The organism is Streptomyces sp. NPDC005722 (genome assembly GCF_040630935.1).
GTDB lineage: Bacteria > Actinomycetota > Actinomycetes > Streptomycetales > Streptomycetaceae > Actinacidiphila.
Genome location: NZ_JBEXYN010000017.1, coordinates 163,462 through 178,596, shown reverse-complemented (window position 1 = coordinate 178,596; position 15,135 = coordinate 163,462). Strand labels below are relative to the sequence as shown.

The window sequence follows — 15,135 nt, the reverse complement described above, 5'->3', positions numbered from 1 at the left end:
ATCTTCGAGCTGGTCGACTACGGCGTGGTGGGCGACCTGTTCCAGGTCGTGCCGCAGCTGACCGAGGAGGTCACCGCCCGCAAGGGCTGACCCCCCGCACCGGACGGCAGCACCCACCGGAGCCCCGCGACGCCACCACGGCACCGCGGGGCTCCGGGCGTTCCCCGGGGGTCGTTGACGGTGCGAAGGGGAGGGCGTTAGCTTCGCTTCAACGATTTGTTGAAGACCGGGAGGGTGCCCGATGGCGCAGAACGAGACGGTCCGCACCTCGCTCGGCGACGCGGTGCGCCAGGACATCGGCGCATCCCTCGCCGCCGTCGACGCCGAACTCGCCCGCCGCTACCCCGGGGACCCGGGTACCCGGCAGCCCGTGCACACCGTCTACGTCCCCGCCGACGCCTTCGCGGCGGACACCGTGCGCGTCTGGGGCGAGCGCGCCCTCGCCGCCCTGGACGAGCACGCGCCCGACGCGGAGCGGTTCGCCGGCGTGCTGGGCCTGCCGCCCGCGCTCGCCGTGCCCGTCCACGACCGTGTACGGGCCAAGCTGCTGCGCGAGCCGGTCGAGGACCTGCGGATCGACTTCGAGGACGGCTACGGTTCCCGGCCGGACGCCGAGGAGGACGCGGCGGCCGTACGCGCCGCCCGGATCGTGGCGGATTCCGTCGCGGACGGGACCGCACCCCCGTACGTCGGCATCCGCACGAAGTGCATGGAGGCCGCCGTCCGCGACCGGGGCATCCGCACCCTGGACGTCTTCCTCACCGGTCTGATGGACGCCGGCGGGCTGCCCGGGGGCCTGGTGCTCACCCTGCCCAAGGTCACCTTCCCCCAGCAGGTGACGGCGTTCGTCCGGCTCGCCGGGGAGTTCGAGCGCGCGCACGGACTGCCGGAAGGGCGCCTCGGGTTCGAGATCCAGATCGAGACCACCCAGTCCATCCTCGGGCCCGACGGGACGGCCACGGTGGCCCGGCTGATCGACGCCGCCGAGGGCCGGGCCACCGGACTGCACTACGGCACCTTCGACTACAGCGCCGCCTGCGGGGTCAGTCCGGCGTACCAGTCCATGGACCACCCGGTCGCGGACCACGCCAAGGCCGTCATGCAGGTGGCGGCCGCCGGCACGGGCGTGCGGCTCTCCGACGGCTCCACCAATGTGCTGCCCGTCGGCCCGGCCCCCCGCGTCCACGAGGCCTGGCGGCTCCACTACGGCCTGGTCCGCCGTTCCCTGGCCCGTGCGTACCACCAAGGCTGGGACATGCATCCCGCCCATCTGCCCACGCGGTACGCGGCGGTCTACGCCTTCTACCGCGAGGGTCTGGACGCGGCGGCGGCCCGGCTCACGGCGTACGTCGCCAAGGCGGGCGGCGACGTCATGGACGAACCCGCCACCGCCCGGGCGCTGAGCGGGTACCTGCTGCGCGGACTCGACTGCGGCGCGGTGGACTTCGTGGAGGTCGCCGCCGCCACCGGGCTCAGCCGCGCCGACCTCGACGTCCTCGCCGGCCGGGCCCCCGGGGCCTGAGGCCCCCACGAACAGGTCCGGGCCGGCCCCCACGGGGGCCGGCCCGGACGTCCCGCCGGAGCGGACGATCAGACGAGGTCGAACCGGTCGAGGTCCATGACCTTCGCCCACGCCGCGACGAAGTCGGACACGAACTTCGCCTTGGCGTCGTCGCTCGCGTAGACCTCCGCGAGCGCGCGCAGCTCGGAGTTGGAGCCGAAGACGAGGTCGGCACGGGTGCCGGTCCACTTGACCTCGCCCGTGACGTTGTCACGGCCCTCGAAGGTGGACTGGTCCTCGGAGGTCGCCTTCCAGGACGTGCCCAGGTCGAGCAGGTTGACGAAGAAGTCGTTCGTCAGCGAGCCGGGGGTCGCGGTGAAGGCGCCGTGCGCGGACTGCCCGTGGTTCGCGCCCAGGACGCGCAGACCGCCGACGAGGACCGTCATCTCGGGGGCGCTGAGGGTGAGCAGGTTCGCGCGGTCGAGCAGCAGGTACTCGGCCGGCAGGCGGTGGCCCTTGCCCAGGTAGTTGCGGAAGCCGTCGGCGGCCGGCTCGAGCGCGGCGAAGGACTCCACGTCGGTCTGGTCCTGCGCGGCGTCCACACGGCCCGGCGTGAACGGCACCTCCACCGGGTGACCGGCGTCCGCGGCGGCCTTCTCCACGGCGGCGGAGCCGGCCAGCACGATCAGGTCGGCCAGCGAGATCCGCTTGTCACCGGACTGCGCCGCGTTGAAGGACCCCTGGACGCCCTCCAGGGTGCGCAGCACCACGGCGAGCTGGTCGGGGTCGTTGGCCTCCCAGCCGCGCTGCGGCTCGAGGCGCACACGGGCGCCGTTGGCGCCGCCGCGCTTGTCGCTGCCGCGGAAGGACGCGGCCGAGGCCCATGCGGCGGACACCAACTGCGGGACGGTCAGGCCCGAGGCGAGGACCTGCTCCTTGAGGGCGGCGGCGTCGGCGGCGTCGACCACCTCGTGCGTCCGCGCGGGCAGCGGGTCCTGCCACAGCAGGGTCTCGGACGGGACCTCGGAACCGAGGTAGCGCACGACCGGGCCCATGTCGCGGTGGGTCAGCTTGAACCAGGCGCGGGCGAAGGCGTCCGCGAACTCGTCCGGGTTCTCCAGGAAGCGCCGCGAGATCTCCTCGTAGACCGGGTCGAACCGGAGCGAGAGGTCCGTGGTCAGCATCGTCGGGGCGTGGCTCTTGGAGGCGTCGTGCGCGTCCGGGATGGTGCCCGCGCCGGCCCCGTCCTTCGCCACCCACTGGTTGGCGCCGGCGGGGCTGGTCGTCAGCTCCCACTCGTAGCGGAAGAGGTTCTCGAAGAAGCCCATGCCCCAGCGGGTCGGGGTGCTGGTCCAGGTGACCTCGAGACCACTGGTGATCGCGTCGGCGCCCTTGCCGGTGCCGTAGGTGCTCCGCCAGCCGAGGCCCTGCTCCTCCATCGAGGCGGCCTCGGGGTCGGCGCCGACGTTGTCCGCCGGGCCGGCGCCGTGGGTCTTGCCGAAGGTGTGGCCGCCGGCGATGAGGGCGACGGTCTCCTCGTCGTTCATCGCCATCCGGCGGAAGGTCTCCCGGATGTCGCGCGCGGCGGCGATCGGGTCCGGGTTGCCGTTGGGGCCCTCCGGGTTGACGTAGATCAGGCCCATCTGGACGGCGCCGAGCGGGCTCTCCAGCTGGCGGTCGCCGGTGTAGCGCTGGTCGCCGAGCCAGGTGGACTCGGGGCCCCAGTAGACGTCCTCCTCCGGCTCCCAGACGTCCTCGCGGCCGCCGGCGAAGCCGAAGGTCTCGAAGCCCATCGACTCCAACGCGACGTTGCCGGTGAGGATCATCAGGTCGGCCCAGGAGATGCTCTGGCCGTACTTCTTCTTCACCGGCCACAGCAGGCGGCGGGCCTTGTCGAGGTTGCCGTTGTCCGGCCAGCTGTTGAGCGGGGCGAAGCGCTGCTGACCGGCGCCCGCGCCGCCGCGGCCGTCGCTGATGCGGTAGGTGCCGGCGCTGTGCCACGCCATGCGGATCATGAACGGGCCGTAGTGCCCGAAGTCGGCCGGCCACCAGTCCTGGGAGGTCGTCAGGACCTCGAGGACGTCCTGCTTCACGGCCGCGAGGTCGAGGGCCTTGAACGCCTCGGCGTAGTCGAAGTCCGCACCGAGCGGGTTCGCGACCGCCGGGTTCTTGGCGAGGATCTTCAGGTTCAGCCGCTCCGGCCACCACTGCCGGTTCCCGCCGCCCTGGGTCGGGTGCGGAGCGCGCCCGTGCGCGACGGGGCAACCGTTCACACCCTCCGTCTTGGGGTCTGTGACGATTGCTTCATGGTTCTCAGACATGGGAATCCTTCCGGACCTGGCGGATCACGGTGCTCAGGACTGCGGGCCGTCGGACGCGTTCGGGCGGGGGCCGCCGCGGTGAGCGCACGGGGGCCTCACCGGCGGCACGACAGGGGGAGAGGGGTGCCGGACCGGCCGCGGCAGTGGCACGCGGGCGCCCGTGACCTCCAGGCGTCACCGCGCTGCTGCTCGGCGGTGGTCCCGTCACGTCTCTCTCTTCTGCCGTACTGGAGTCTTCCTGTCCCTTGGCTGGCGCCGGAACCGATCCTACGATGGACGCAGTCCAAGTCAAGAAGAGCGTCAATTCCATAGGCAATCAGAACCCGGACGCGTCCACGGGGTGAATTCCGGACGTCCACCGAGCTGAACGGGTGAGCAGACATGAGCGACCTGCTGGAGCGACTGCGCGGGCGCGGCTGGCGCATGACGTCCCAGCGGCGTGTCGTCGCGGAGGTCCTCGACGGCGACCACGTGCACCTGACGGCCGACGAGGTGCACGCCCGCGCCGCACGGCTGCTGCCCGAGATCTCCCGGGCCACCGTCTACAACACCCTGGGGGAGCTGGTCTCCCTCGGGGAGGTCATGGAGGTCTCCACCGACGGCCGCGCCAAGCGCTACGACCCCAACGCGCACCGGCCGCACCAGCACCTCGTGTGCTCGCGGTGCGGCACCGTACGCGACGTCCACCCGACCGGGGACCCGCTGGCCGACCTCCCCGCCGCGGAGCGGTTCGGCTTCACGGTCGCCGAGGCCGAGGTCACCTACCGCGGGCTGTGCCCGTCCTGCGCCTGAGGGCGTCACCCGGGGGAGTGGCCGCCGACGGTGTCAGCGGTGTCACCGGTGTCACCGGTCCTCGCCGTCCTTCCGTTCCGCCGCCGGGGCCAGTCCGAGACCGCGCAGCCACAGCATCTGCTCGTCGTACTGGGAGTCCCGGCCGCCGCCGTGGTCGCCGAACCGCCACACCGTGATGTCCTTCGGTCCCGCGTAGCGGTTGTACGCCGCGAACACCGTCGACGGCGGGCAGACGGGGTCCATCAGGCCCACGCTGAACAGCGCGGGCGCGGTGGCGCGCGGGGCGAAGTGGACGCCGTCGAAGTAGTCGAGGGTGCAGAAGAGCCGTTCGGGCTCGATGCGCCGGTGGACGCCGAGGTACTCGGCGAGCTCCGGGTACGGGCCCTCGGCGGCGGTCTCGGCGCCCCTGCGGAAGTGGCAGAGGAACGGCACGTCGACCAGGGCCGCCGCGACGGCCTCGCGGGCCAGCCCGGCCACCGCGAGCGCGAGCCCGCCGCCCTGGCTGCCGCCGGAGACGACGACCCGGCCCGCGTCGACGGCCGGGTGCGCGCGCAGCGCGTCCACGGCGCGCACGCAGTCCGTCATCAGGCGGCGGTAGTAGTAGTGCTCGGGGTCGTCCGCGCCGCGGGTCATGAACCCGCCGACGTACTGCGGACCCGGGGCCGGGTCGGGGTCGGGGGTGTCGTGGCCCTGGCCGCGCGAGTCGACGACCAGGTGGGCGTAACCCGCCGCGCTCCACAGCAGGTTCCCGTGGTGCAGCCCGCGCCCGCCGCCGTAGCCGATGTACGTGACGACCCCGGGCAGCGGCCCCTGCGCGCCGCGCGGCAGCAGCAGCCAGGCCGCGATGGGCTGGCCCGCCCAGCCGGGGAAACGCACGTCGAACACCTCGACCGTGGCCAGCGGGGAGTCGACCCTGCGGTACTCCGCCGGGCCGGTCCCCGCCTCGCGGGCGGCGGTCAGCGTCCTGGCCCAGAAGGCGTCGAAGTCCCCGGGCTCGGCGATCTCCGGGGCGTAGCGGCGCAGTTCGTCCAGCGGCAGGTCGGTGAGCGGCATGCCGGGTATCGAATCGTTTCAGGGGACGGGATGTCAACGGTCGCCCGGCGGCTTCGGGTTGTCGGTCCCGCATGGGATGGTGTCGTCGTGGACGAGATCGGCCGGGAACCGGCGCCCCGCTCGCCGATGACGCGCGCGATGCTCAGGGCGGCTGCCGTCGCCGTGTTCGCCGGGCTGGTGGCGGGACCGGCAAGTGCCGTGCCGGTCGGCTCGGTTCCGCTGAGCCGTGCCGCGGTGCAGGCGGAGCTCGACGCGGCGGCGGACGAGGCCGGCGTGCGCCGGGCGGAGAACGCGGTGATGGGTCTGGTCGCGACCGCCGACGAGGAGTCCGACCTGCCGAGCGAGGAGTGCATGCTCGCCTGGCCGGCCGCCGAGGAGGACGGAGCGCGGGAGTACGCCGCCGTGGCCACCGCCCTGGGCGAGCGCGGCTGGACGGTAGTGCGCCGGGGGAAGGGCGGCGCCGGCGCGTACGTGGCCCTCGGGAAGGGCGGCTGGACGGTGACGGTCTCGTACGACCCGGTGCCGGGGTCGTTCAACGCGCTGACCTTCACCGCCATGGCGCACGCCTGCTGACGGGCACGGCCCGGCTCCGCCGCGCGCGACGGCGGAACCGGTGCGGCGCGGCTAGGGCACCGGCGGGAGCTCGCCCGAGCCGCGCGGGACGAGCCGGCACGCGAGCTCGACCCGCTTGGGGGCGCCCGCGACGCCGTCGAGCCGCTGGAAGAGCAGTCCGGCCGCGGTGCGGCCGAGCAGCCCCGGATCCTGGGCGACGACGGTGATCGCGGGCCGCAGCAGGTCCGCGAGCTCGAAGTCGTCGAAGCCGACGAGGGCGACCACGCTGGGCAGGTCGGCGAGGACCCGCACCGCGGTCACGGTGATCCGGTTGTTGCCGGCGAACAGGGCGGTGACCGGTTCCGGGCCGCTGAGCATGGACTCCACGGCGGCGCGGACCCGGCCCGGGGCCGTGGGCCCGCAGGAGACCCAGCCCTCGTGCACGGGCAGCCCGGCGGCCTCCATCGCCTCCCGGTAGCCCCGCAGGCGCTCGGCGGCGGTGTGGATGCGGGGGAGGTCGCCGATGAAGCCGATGCGGCGGTGCCCGTGGGCGATGAGGTGGGCCACGCCCTCGCGGGTGCCCCCGGCGTTGTCGCTGAGCACCACGTCCGCGTCGATGCCGCCCGCGGGGCGGTCGACGAAGACGGTCGCGACGCCGGCCGCGATCTCCGGCTCGAGGTAGCGGTGGTCCTCGCTGGCGGGCACGATGACCAGGCCGTCCACCCGGCGGGCGCAGAAGGCGAGCACCAGTTCCTGCTCGCGGTCGGCGTCCTCGGCGCTCGAGCCGGTGAACAGCAGAGTCGAGTGCGCCCGTGCCAGGTCCTCGACGGCACGGCTGAGCGGGGAGTAGAAGGGGTCGGCGAGGTCCTCCAGGACCAGCCCGATGCTGGCCGTACGGCCCTTGCGGAGCAGCCGCGCACTGTCGTTGCGGCGGAAGCCGAGGGCGTCGATGGCCGCCTGGACGCGTGAGATCGTGTCCTCGGTGACGCCCGGTTCCTCGTTGACGACACGCGAAACCGTCTTCAGGCCGACGCCGGCCCGGGCCGCGACATCCTTCATGGTGGGGCGGGCGGTGCGCGGAATATCGGTCACGCCGTGATCCTATGGGCTGGACAACGTTGTCAACAAAGGGCGACACTACGCCCATGCCGTTCGAGAGCTCTGCCGAGTCCATCGTCCCGCCGTCGGGTGCCGCCGGTGCGGGTCCGCTGATCGCCGCCGTGGACATCGGCGGCACCAAGATCGCGGGCGCCCTGGTGGACGCCGGCGGCGAGCTGCTCGTACGGGTGCAGCGCCCGACACCGGCCGACCGGGACGCGGCGACCGTGATGGGCGCGCTCGCGGAGGTGCTGGCGGGGCTGCGCGAGTCGGCGGGCTGGCCGCGGGTCGTCGCGGTGGGCATCGGCAGCGCCGGGCCGATCGACGCCTCGCGCGGCACGGTGAGCCCGGTCAACATCGCCGGCTGGCGGGACTTCCCGGTGGTCGGCCAGGTCGGTGAGCGGGTCGGCGGGCTGCCGGTCGTGCTCACCGGCGACGGCATCGCGATCACCGCGGCCGAGCACTGGCAGGGCGCGGCCCGCGGGCACGACAACGCCCTGTGCATGGTGGTGTCCACCGGTGTCGGCGGCGGTCTGGTCCTGGGCGGCAAGCTCCACCCCGGCCCGACGGGCAACGCCGGGCACATCGGCCACATCAGCGTGGACCTCGACGGCGACGTGTGCCCCTGCGGCAGCCGCGGCTGCGTCGAGCGCCTGGCCAGCGGGCCCAACATCGTCCGGCGCGCCCTGGAGTCCGGCTGGCGTCCGGCCCACGGCGAGGAGTCCGACGCGGCCGCCGTCGCCCGGGCCGCCCGCGAGGGCGACCCACTCGCCCTCGCCTCGTACGACCGCGCCGCGCAGGCGCTGGCCGCGGGCATCGCCGCCACGGCCACCCTGGTCGAGATCGACCTCGCCGTGATCGGCGGCGGTGTCGCGGGCGCGGGCCCGCTCCTCTTCGAGCCCCTCCGCGCGCACATGCGCCGGTACGCCACGTTGTCGTTCGCCTCCGGGGTGAAGGTCGTCCCCGCGGTGCTCGGCACGGACGCGGGCCTGGTGGGTGCGGCGGCCGCCGCGGCGCAGGCCCTGCGGCTGGAGGCCTTCGCGACCGGCGCGTAGCGGAGCGCTCCCGGCGGCAGCTTCCCGGGGAGGGCCGCGGGCACACGGGCGCCCCAGAGACGCGGCCTTCGACGTGACGGGCGCCGACGAGGGTGGGCACGGGGCCGGCGTCGGTGGTCCGGAACCCTTCGCCTGCGTCGGGCAGGCCCGCACTGCGCGGAGAGGTTCACGAGGCCGTCGGGGCGCAGCGCCTCGGCGGTCCTCGGGCACGCCTGATGCCGGCTGTCCGTGCGGGTGCGATGCCGTGGTCCCCGCGGGCGGAACGCTGTGGGCTCGGGTCGCGACGTGCCGGGCGCGCCTCGCGGGCCTGCGGTCCCGCGGGGCCGGGACAGCGTCCGACGGCAAACTGCTCGCGGCGCCGCCGGCCGCGCTCGTGGCGCTCTGGTGTTGATGCCGCCGCCGCGGTTCACCGCCGGACTGACCCTGAGGACCGGCAAGGACCGACCCCGGCAAAGTCCGCGACCTGCGCGGCGCCGACGAGGCGGCGCGGGAGGATGCCCGTCGGAAGACAAGTAATGCGAGGGTCGAGATTTCCGGCGTCGGCAGATCCCGGGGCGCTTGCCGCGCCGGTCGTCGGCCTGGGCCGCAGGTCGCCCGCCGTACGGTGCCGAGGCTCGCCCTCGTCGGCCGGGTTCGGCGTCGCCGTTCATGCCGCGTTCGGCGTGCGGCATGCCGCACGTTCCCCGGTGCCGAACCCACCGGTATGCGCCGATGGCCGGGTCTGCGCGTTTGCCGACGCCGATGATCCGGGCAATTCGTAGGGGGCTACCGGGCTACGGAAGAGGGGGCACCGTGATCGTCTGGCTCAACGGCACGTTCGGCGCGGGGAAGACCACTGCGGCACGCGAACTGCTCGAACTGCTGCCGGGCAGCGTGCTCTACGATCCGGAACTGATCGGCAGCGGGCTGCGGTTGATGCTCCCGGAGAAGCGGCTGGGCGAGGTCTCCGACTACCAGGAACTGCCCGCGTGGCGGCGGCTGGTCGTCGACACCGCGGCCGCGCTGCTCGCGGAGGTGGGTGGGGGACCGCTGGTGGTGCCGATGACGCTGCTGCGGCAGGAGTACCGGGACGAGATCTTCGGCGGGCTGGCGGCCCGCCGGATCACGGTGCGGCATGTGTTGCTGCACGCTGAGGAAACGGTTCTGCGTGAGCGGATCGACCAGCGTGCCGACGTCCCGGACGATCCCGAGGCCAGCGCGGGGATCCGCGCCTGGTGCCTGGACCACCTCCCCGCATACCGGGAGGCCCTGCCCTGGCTCACGGCGGACGCCCACGTCGTCGACACCGCGGGGCTCGCCCCGCGCGCGACGGCCGAGCGGATCGCCGAGGCGATACGCGAGGGCGCCGGTGCCTGCGACATCGTGCAGACCCCGGAGCCCACCACCGAGACCCTCGCGGCGGGCGTGCTGCTCTTCGACGAGGACGACCGGGTGCTGCTGGTCGACCCGACCTACAAGCCCGGCTGGGAGTTCCCCGGCGGGGTCGTCGAGCCCGGGGAGGCGCCCGCCCGGGCCGGCATGCGGGAGGTCGCCGAGGAGCTCGGCCTCCGCCTACCGGCCGTGCCCCGGCTCCTGGTCGTGGACTGGGAACCGCCGCTGCCGCCCGGCTACGGCGGTCTGCGGCTGCTCTTCGACGGCGGGCGGCTGCCCGCGGCGGACGCCGAACGCCTGCTGCTGCCCGGCGCCGAACTGCGGGGCTGGCGCTTCGCCACGGAGGACGAGGCCGCCGCCATGCTGCCGCCCGTCCGGCACACCCGGCTGTGCTGGGCCCTGCGGGCGCGTGAGCGGGCCACCGTGCTCAACCTGGAGGCCGGGGTGCCGGTGGGCGGCTGAGAGGCGCCAGGCCCCCCTCGGACGCCCACCGGCCGCCCGCCGCGCTCAGACCGCCTTGGCGGCGTACTTCTGCAGGAAGAGCGCCTCGGTGAGCGAGAGCTTCTCCAGCTCCTCCGGGGAGACGCTCTCGTTCACCGCGTGGATCTGCGCCTCCGGCTCGCTCAGGCCGATCAGCAGGATCTCCGAGTCGGGGTAGAGCGTCGCCAGGGTGTTGCACAGCGGGATGGAGCCGCCCATGCCGGCGATCTCCATCTCCGTGCCGTACGCCGCCTGCATCGCCTCGGCCATCGAGGCGTACGCCGGGCTGGAGGTGTCCGCGCGGAACGGCTGGCCGCTGCCGACCTGGGTGACCTCCACGCGGGCGCCCCAGGGGGCGGCGGCCTCCAGGTGGGAGATGAGCAGCTTGGCCGCCTGCTGGGCGTCCACGCCCGGCGGGACCCGCAGGCTGACCTTCGCGCCGGCGGTGGCCTGCACGGACGGCGTGGCGCCGACCACCGGAGGGGCGTCGATGCCGATGACGGTGACCGACGGGCGGGCCCAGAGGCGGTCGGCGACCGTGCCGGTACCCATCAGCTCCACACCGTCGAGCACCTTGGCGTCGGCGCGGAAGTTCCCCTCGTCGTACTGCAGCCCGTCCCAGGCCGCGTCGGCGGTGAGACCCGTCACGGTGGAGGCGCCGGAGTCGTCGTGGAGCGTGTGCAGGATGCGGACCAGGGCGGCCAGCGCGTCGGGTGCCGCGCCGCCGAACTGGCCGGAGTGCAGGTTGCCCTCCAGGGTGGTCACCTTCACGTCGACCAGCGCCATGCCCCGCAGGGTCGCCGTGACGGTGGGCAGGCCGACGCGGAAGTTGCCCGAGTCGCCGATGACGATGGCGTCCGCGGCGAGCAGCTCGGGGTGCTCCTCGGCGTAGCGCTCCAGGCCGCCGGTGCCCTGCTCCTCCGAGCCCTCGGCGATGATCTTCACGCCGACCGGGACCCCGCCGTTCTCGCGCAGCGCGCGGAGCGCCGTGAGGTGCATGATCAGGCCGCCCTTGCAGTCGGCCGCGCCGCGTCCGTACCAGCGGCCGTCGCGCTCGGTGAGCTCGAACGGCGGCGACAGCCAGCCGGCCTCGTCCAGCGGCGGCTGCACGTCGTAGTGCGCGTACAGCAGCACGGTGGGCGCGCCCTGCGGACCGGGCAGGTAGCCGTACACCGACTGCGTGCCGTCCGGGGTGTCCAGCAGGGCGACGTCCTCGAAGCCCTCCGTGCGCAGGGCCTCGGCGATCCAGGAGGCGGCCTGCTCGCACTCGCTCTTGGGGAACTGCCGCGGGTCGGCCACCGAGCGGTACGACACCAGCTCGGCCAGCTCGGTCCGGGCCCGCGGCATCAGTGCGGCGACGGTTGCGGCGAGTGGTGCGGTGGACATGGGCGCTCCTGAGGGGTGGGACAGGTCGAACGCGATGTTCGTGGACTGGTGGTCGTGATCGATGGTGCCACAGGCAGCCTCGCTCACCCCGCGGATTAGTATGCGGCTGAGCAGGGGCGACGGCAGTCGGTGGGTCGGACGGGAGCGGAAGCACACGTGAGCAGCGAGTACGAGGCGCAGGACGGCGGTTCGGCGGAGGGCGCCGACGGCGCAGCGGTGTGGGACGTCGTCGTGGTGGGTGCCGGGCCCGCCGGGGCCTCGGCGGCTTACGCCGCGGCGAGCGCAGGACGCCGCGTGCTCCTGCTGGAGAAGGCCGAACTGCCGCGTTACAAGACCTGCGGCGGCGGCATCATCGGGCCGTCCCGCGACGCGCTGCCACCGGGGTTCGAACTCCCGCTGCGCGACCGGGTGCACGCGGTGACCTTCAGCCTCAACGGCCGGCTCAGCCGGACCCGCAGGTCGCGGCAGATGCTCTTCGGGCTGATCAACCGCCCGGAGTTCGACGCCCGGCTGGTGGACGCCGCCGTCGAGGCGGGCGCGCAGCTGCGGACCGGGGCGTCGGTCTCCCGGGTCGAGCAGCACGGCACCTCCGTGCCGGACCGGCGGACCGTCGCGGTGGTCCTCAACGACGGTGAGACGGTCCTCGCCCGCGCGGTGGTCGGCGCCGACGGCTCGGCCAGCCGCATAGGCGCCCACGTCGGCGTCAAGATGGCCCAGGTGGACCTGGGGCTCGAGGCCGAGATCCCGGTCCCCGCGGAGGTCGCCGAGGACTGGGAGGGCCGGGTGCTCATCGACTGGGGCCCGCTGCCCGGCAGTTACGGCTGGGTCTTCCCCAAGGGCGACACCCTGACGGTCGGTGTCATCTCGGCGCGCGGCGACGGCGCCGCCACCAAGCGCTACATGGAGGACTTCGTCGGCCGGCTTGGTCTGGCCGGCTTCGAACCGAGCATCTCCTCCGGCCACCTCACCCGTTGCCGTGCCGACGACTCGCCGCTCTCGCGCGGTCGCGTGCTGGTGTGCGGTGACGCGGCGGGCCTGCTGGAGCCGTGGACCCGTGAGGGGATCTCCTTCGCGCTGCGGTCCGGCCGCCTGGCGGGGGAGTGGGCGGTACGGATCGCCGAGGCGAACGACGCGGTCGACGCGCGTCGCCAGGCCCTGAACTACGCCTTCGCGGTCAAGGCCGGCCTCGGTGTCGAAATGGGCGTCGGCCGCCGCATGCTGAGCGTCTTCGAGAAGCGCCCCGGTCTGCTGCACGCCGCACTCACCACCCTTCCTCCCGCGTGGAACGCCTTCGCCAAGATCACCCGTGGTTCCAGCTCGCTCGCCGAGCTCGTGCGCTCCCACCCTCTGGCCCGTCGTGCACTGGAGTCCTTCGACCGCCGCTGATCTCGGCGACGGAACCCTCCGATTGATCTTGCGATGGCACCCTCCGGCACGCCATAAAGGGGGAGTTGAGGGGCAGACAACTTTGTGGGAGGTGTCCTCGTCATGCCCTTGAGGAATGAAGACGGAAGGCTGCCGTGGTGGCTGCGTACGCTCACCGGGCTCGTAGTGCTCGGCGGACTTCTGTTTCTGGTCGCACGTGCCGACCTGATACCTGGTCTGCCCAACCCCTTCGCCGAGGAGACCAAGGACCGCACCGGTCCCGTGGTGCTCAAGGCGATCCAGGACATGAACCGATTCGAGGGGGCCAGCGGCGAGTTCCAGGTGGTGGTCGACCTGGAGAAGGACGCCAAGTTCCTTCCCGACGCCGTGCGCGGCAGGCGCACGCTCTACGTGGGGGCCGGCAGCGTCGACGCCTACGTGGACCTCGGTGACGTGGGCCCGAAGGGCGTCATCGTCTCCGAGGACCGGACCTCCGCGGTCCTGACCCTGCCCCACGCCCAGTTGGAGCGGGCCTCGCTCGACCCCGACCGCTCCTACGTGGTCGCCCAGGAGCGCGGCTTCTTCGACCGGCTCGGTGACTTCTTCTCCTCGCATCCCGGGGACGAACAGCAGGTCCAGAAGCTCGCCGCGAAGAAGATCCAGCAGGCGGCCGAGTCGACCGAGCTGACGAAGCGGGCGGAGACCAACACCAGGGCCATGCTGGAACGGCTGCTGACCTCGCTGGGCTTCGAGAAGGTGGAGGTCCGCTTCAGCTGACGGGCCGGAGCCCGGTGATGCGGAAGACCGGGTGCTTGTGGGCTATGGCGCGTAGTTCCTCGTCGGTGGAGTCCGCCCCCACACCGCCGAAGAACACGCCCACCTCGGCCTTCCAGCGCTTGAGGTAGGCACGCAGCAGCTCGGGCTTGGCGTCGTCGGCGACCTCGGTCGCGCTGAACTCCTCGGCCCGCTTGCCCAGGAGCAGCCGGCCGCCGCCGGCGGCCCGCATGTTGTGCGTCCACTGGACGTGCCCGCGGGGCGCCACGAGGTAGCGCTCCCCGTTCACCACCAGCAGGTTGACCGGGGTGCGCCGCCACTCCCCGCTCTTGCGGCCGCGGACGGCCAGCACGCGTGACCCCCACACGCTGAGGCCGCGACGCGTCAGCCACGCCACCGTGCGGTTCAGGACGTTGACCGTGAACCAGCCGGGCTTCATGACGTGCTCGGACATGAGGACTCCTCGAAGACGCGCGGGCCGTGGACCGTGGACCGGTCCGTGAGCGGTGCTCTCGCTTGAGAACAGTGTGCACGAGTCCGCACCCCATGGCAAGAGCACTGCTCTCGTTCTTGGTCGTCGCTCCATCCCCGCCTACACTGATCCCCATGAGCGTCATCCGAACCGCCAGGGAACGGGCCCGCGACGAAGTGACCGCGGCCATCAAGGAAGAGGCGCGCAGGCAGCTCGCCGACGAGGGCGCCTCGAGGCTCTCGCTGCGCGCCGTCGCACGCGAGCTGGGCATGGTCTCCTCGGCGCTCTACCGCTACTTCCCCAGCCGGGACGAGCTGCTCACCGCCCTCATCGTCGACGCCTACGACGCCGTGGGCGCCGCAGCCGAGGAGGCCCTTGCCCGCGTCGGCGGCACCGACCCCGTGGAGCGCTGGAGCGAGATCTGTCGGGCCGTCCGCCGCTGGGCGCTCGCCCATCCGCACGAGTACGCCCTCATCTACGGCTCCCCCGTGCCCGGCTACTCCGCCCCGCTGGACACGATCGGGCCCGCGTCCCGGGTCGGGCTCGCCCTCCTCACCGTGGCCGAGGAGGCCCACACCGCCGGGGCGCTCGCCGTGCCCCCGCCCGACGCCCCGCTCTCCGAGGCCGTCCACGCCGACGCCTGGCGGCTCAGCAAGGACCTGGACGGCGATCTGCCGCCGGCGGTGATCCCGTCCTTCGTGGCCGCCTGGGCGCAGCTCTTCGGACTCCTGAGCTTCGAGGTGTTCGGCCAGTTCAACAACGTGGTCGAGGCGCGGGACGACTTCTTCGACCACGCCGTCGCGGGCCTCGCCCACCAGACGGGACTCCGCCGCGGTCGCGTACTCCACGGGGAGTAGACGCGGTCACCCCGCCGACCGGACGCCGACCCGCCGCATCCCGGTCTAGCGTGGCCGC

13 protein-coding genes are annotated in these 15,135 nt (G+C 73.4%); 8 read left to right on the top strand and 5 right to left on the bottom strand.

Features of this window, described 5'->3' with window-relative positions; all coding sequences use genetic code 11:
• Positions 1 to 241: 241 nt before the first annotated feature.
• Positions 242 to 1,522 carry a DUF6986 family protein gene (locus ABZ479_RS21475; RefSeq protein ID WP_500463076.1) on the top strand — a complete coding sequence of 427 codons (1,281 nt, stop codon included), beginning with the start codon at positions 242 to 244 and terminating at the stop codon, positions 1,520 to 1,522.
• A gap of 68 nt (positions 1,523 to 1,590) precedes the next feature.
• Here the strand turns inward: ABZ479_RS21475 and katG are convergent, their stop codons facing one another.
• Positions 1,591 to 3,822, bottom strand: a complete 2,232-nt coding sequence (gene katG, locus ABZ479_RS21470) for a catalase/peroxidase HPI (protein WP_500463075.1) — start codon at positions 3,820 to 3,822, stop codon at positions 1,591 to 1,593.
• A 381-nt stretch (positions 3,823 to 4,203) separates the two neighbouring features.
• On the opposite strand from katG, the gene ABZ479_RS21465 reads away from it, so the two are divergent.
• Positions 4,204 to 4,614 carry a Fur family transcriptional regulator gene (locus ABZ479_RS21465; RefSeq protein WP_500463074.1) on the top strand — a complete coding sequence of 137 codons (411 nt, stop codon included), beginning with the start codon at positions 4,204 to 4,206 and terminating at the stop codon, positions 4,612 to 4,614.
• A gap of 51 nt (positions 4,615 to 4,665) precedes the next feature.
• On the opposite strand, the gene ABZ479_RS21460 is transcribed toward ABZ479_RS21465, so the two are convergent.
• Positions 4,666 to 5,667: an acetylxylan esterase gene (locus tag ABZ479_RS21460; protein WP_500463073.1), complete on the bottom strand. Its 1,002-nt coding sequence runs from the start codon at positions 5,665 to 5,667 to the stop codon at positions 4,666 to 4,668.
• A gap of 87 nt (positions 5,668 to 5,754) precedes the next feature.
• Here ABZ479_RS21460 and ABZ479_RS21455 point away from each other — a divergent pair, with 87 nt between their 5' ends.
• Positions 5,755 to 6,240 (top strand): hypothetical protein, encoded by a 486-nt coding sequence (locus tag ABZ479_RS21455; RefSeq protein ID WP_500463072.1) that lies wholly within the window; start codon positions 5,755 to 5,757, stop codon positions 6,238 to 6,240.
• A 51-nt stretch (positions 6,241 to 6,291) separates the two neighbouring features.
• Here the strand turns inward: ABZ479_RS21455 and ABZ479_RS21450 are convergent, their stop codons facing one another.
• Positions 6,292 to 7,278 (bottom strand): LacI family DNA-binding transcriptional regulator, encoded by a 987-nt coding sequence (locus ABZ479_RS21450; protein ID WP_499607642.1) that lies wholly within the window; start codon positions 7,276 to 7,278, stop codon positions 6,292 to 6,294.
• Positions 7,279 to 7,364: 86 nt separating this feature from the next.
• Between ABZ479_RS21450 and ABZ479_RS21445 the strand changes: the two genes are divergently transcribed.
• Entirely contained in the window at positions 7,365 to 8,372 is a 1,008-nt protein-coding gene (locus ABZ479_RS21445) for an ROK family protein (RefSeq protein ID WP_500463071.1), read from the top strand.
• Positions 8,373 to 9,164: 792 nt separating this feature from the next.
• The gene (locus ABZ479_RS21440; RefSeq protein WP_500463070.1) at positions 9,165 to 10,205 is read left to right on the top strand and encodes an NUDIX hydrolase; all 1,041 of its coding nucleotides are present in this window, start codon (positions 9,165 to 9,167) and stop codon (positions 10,203 to 10,205) included.
• 45 nt (positions 10,206 to 10,250) lie between these two features.
• Here the strand turns inward: ABZ479_RS21440 and ABZ479_RS21435 are convergent, their stop codons facing one another.
• Positions 10,251 to 11,609: a dipeptidase gene (locus ABZ479_RS21435; RefSeq protein ID WP_500463069.1), complete on the bottom strand. Its 1,359-nt coding sequence runs from the start codon at positions 11,607 to 11,609 to the stop codon at positions 10,251 to 10,253.
• Positions 11,610 to 11,765: 156 nt separating this feature from the next.
• Between ABZ479_RS21435 and ABZ479_RS21430 the strand changes: the two genes are divergently transcribed.
• Together ABZ479_RS21430 and ABZ479_RS21425 are read left to right on the top strand one after the other, a co-directional pair.
• Positions 11,766 to 12,995, top strand: a complete 1,230-nt coding sequence (locus ABZ479_RS21430) for a geranylgeranyl reductase family protein (protein WP_499607619.1) — start codon at positions 11,766 to 11,768, stop codon at positions 12,993 to 12,995.
• Between the two features lie 102 nt (positions 12,996 to 13,097).
• Positions 13,098 to 13,751: a DUF4230 domain-containing protein gene (locus tag ABZ479_RS21425; RefSeq protein ID WP_500463068.1), complete on the top strand. Its 654-nt coding sequence runs from the start codon at positions 13,098 to 13,100 to the stop codon at positions 13,749 to 13,751.
• Here the strand turns inward: ABZ479_RS21425 and ABZ479_RS21420 are convergent.
• Positions 13,744 to 14,202, bottom strand: coding sequence for a nitroreductase family deazaflavin-dependent oxidoreductase (locus ABZ479_RS21420; RefSeq protein WP_499607612.1), 459 nt, complete (start codon positions 14,200 to 14,202; stop codon positions 13,744 to 13,746). The genes ABZ479_RS21425 and ABZ479_RS21420 overlap by 8 nt on opposite strands.
• Before the next feature lie 152 nt (positions 14,203 to 14,354).
• Here ABZ479_RS21420 and ABZ479_RS21415 point away from each other — a divergent pair, with 152 nt between their 5' ends.
• On the top strand, positions 14,355 to 15,077 hold the full coding sequence (locus tag ABZ479_RS21415; RefSeq protein ID WP_500463067.1) for a TetR/AcrR family transcriptional regulator: 723 nt from the start codon (positions 14,355 to 14,357) through the stop codon (positions 15,075 to 15,077).
• The last annotated feature ends 58 nt before the right edge of the window (positions 15,078 to 15,135 follow it).

What these genes read in the sequence shown, in the direction of transcription:
- ABZ479_RS21475 (WP_500463076.1), top strand. Translation starts at nt 242, where the DNA reads ATGGCGCAGAACGAGACGGTCCGCACCTCGCTCGGCGACGCGGTGCGC.
- katG (WP_500463075.1), bottom strand. Translation starts at nt 3,822, where the DNA reads ATGTCTGAGAACCATGAAGCAATCGTCACAGACCCCAAGACGGAGGGT.
- ABZ479_RS21465 (WP_500463074.1), top strand. Translation starts at nt 4,204, where the DNA reads ATGAGCGACCTGCTGGAGCGACTGCGCGGGCGCGGCTGGCGCATGACG.
- ABZ479_RS21460 (WP_500463073.1), bottom strand. Translation starts at nt 5,667, where the DNA reads ATGCCGCTCACCGACCTGCCGCTGGACGAACTGCGCCGCTACGCCCCG.
- ABZ479_RS21450 (WP_499607642.1), bottom strand. Translation starts at nt 7,278, where the DNA reads ATGAAGGATGTCGCGGCCCGGGCCGGCGTCGGCCTGAAGACGGTTTCG.
- ABZ479_RS21445 (WP_500463071.1), top strand. Translation starts at nt 7,365, where the DNA reads ATGCCGTTCGAGAGCTCTGCCGAGTCCATCGTCCCGCCGTCGGGTGCC.
- ABZ479_RS21435 (WP_500463069.1), bottom strand. Translation starts at nt 11,609, where the DNA reads ATGTCCACCGCACCACTCGCCGCAACCGTCGCCGCACTGATGCCGCGG.
- ABZ479_RS21425 (WP_500463068.1), top strand. Translation starts at nt 13,098, where the DNA reads ATGCCCTTGAGGAATGAAGACGGAAGGCTGCCGTGGTGGCTGCGTACG.
- ABZ479_RS21420 (WP_499607612.1), bottom strand. Translation starts at nt 14,202, where the DNA reads ATGTCCGAGCACGTCATGAAGCCCGGCTGGTTCACGGTCAACGTCCTG.
- ABZ479_RS21415 (WP_500463067.1), top strand. Translation starts at nt 14,355, where the DNA reads ATGAGCGTCATCCGAACCGCCAGGGAACGGGCCCGCGACGAAGTGACC.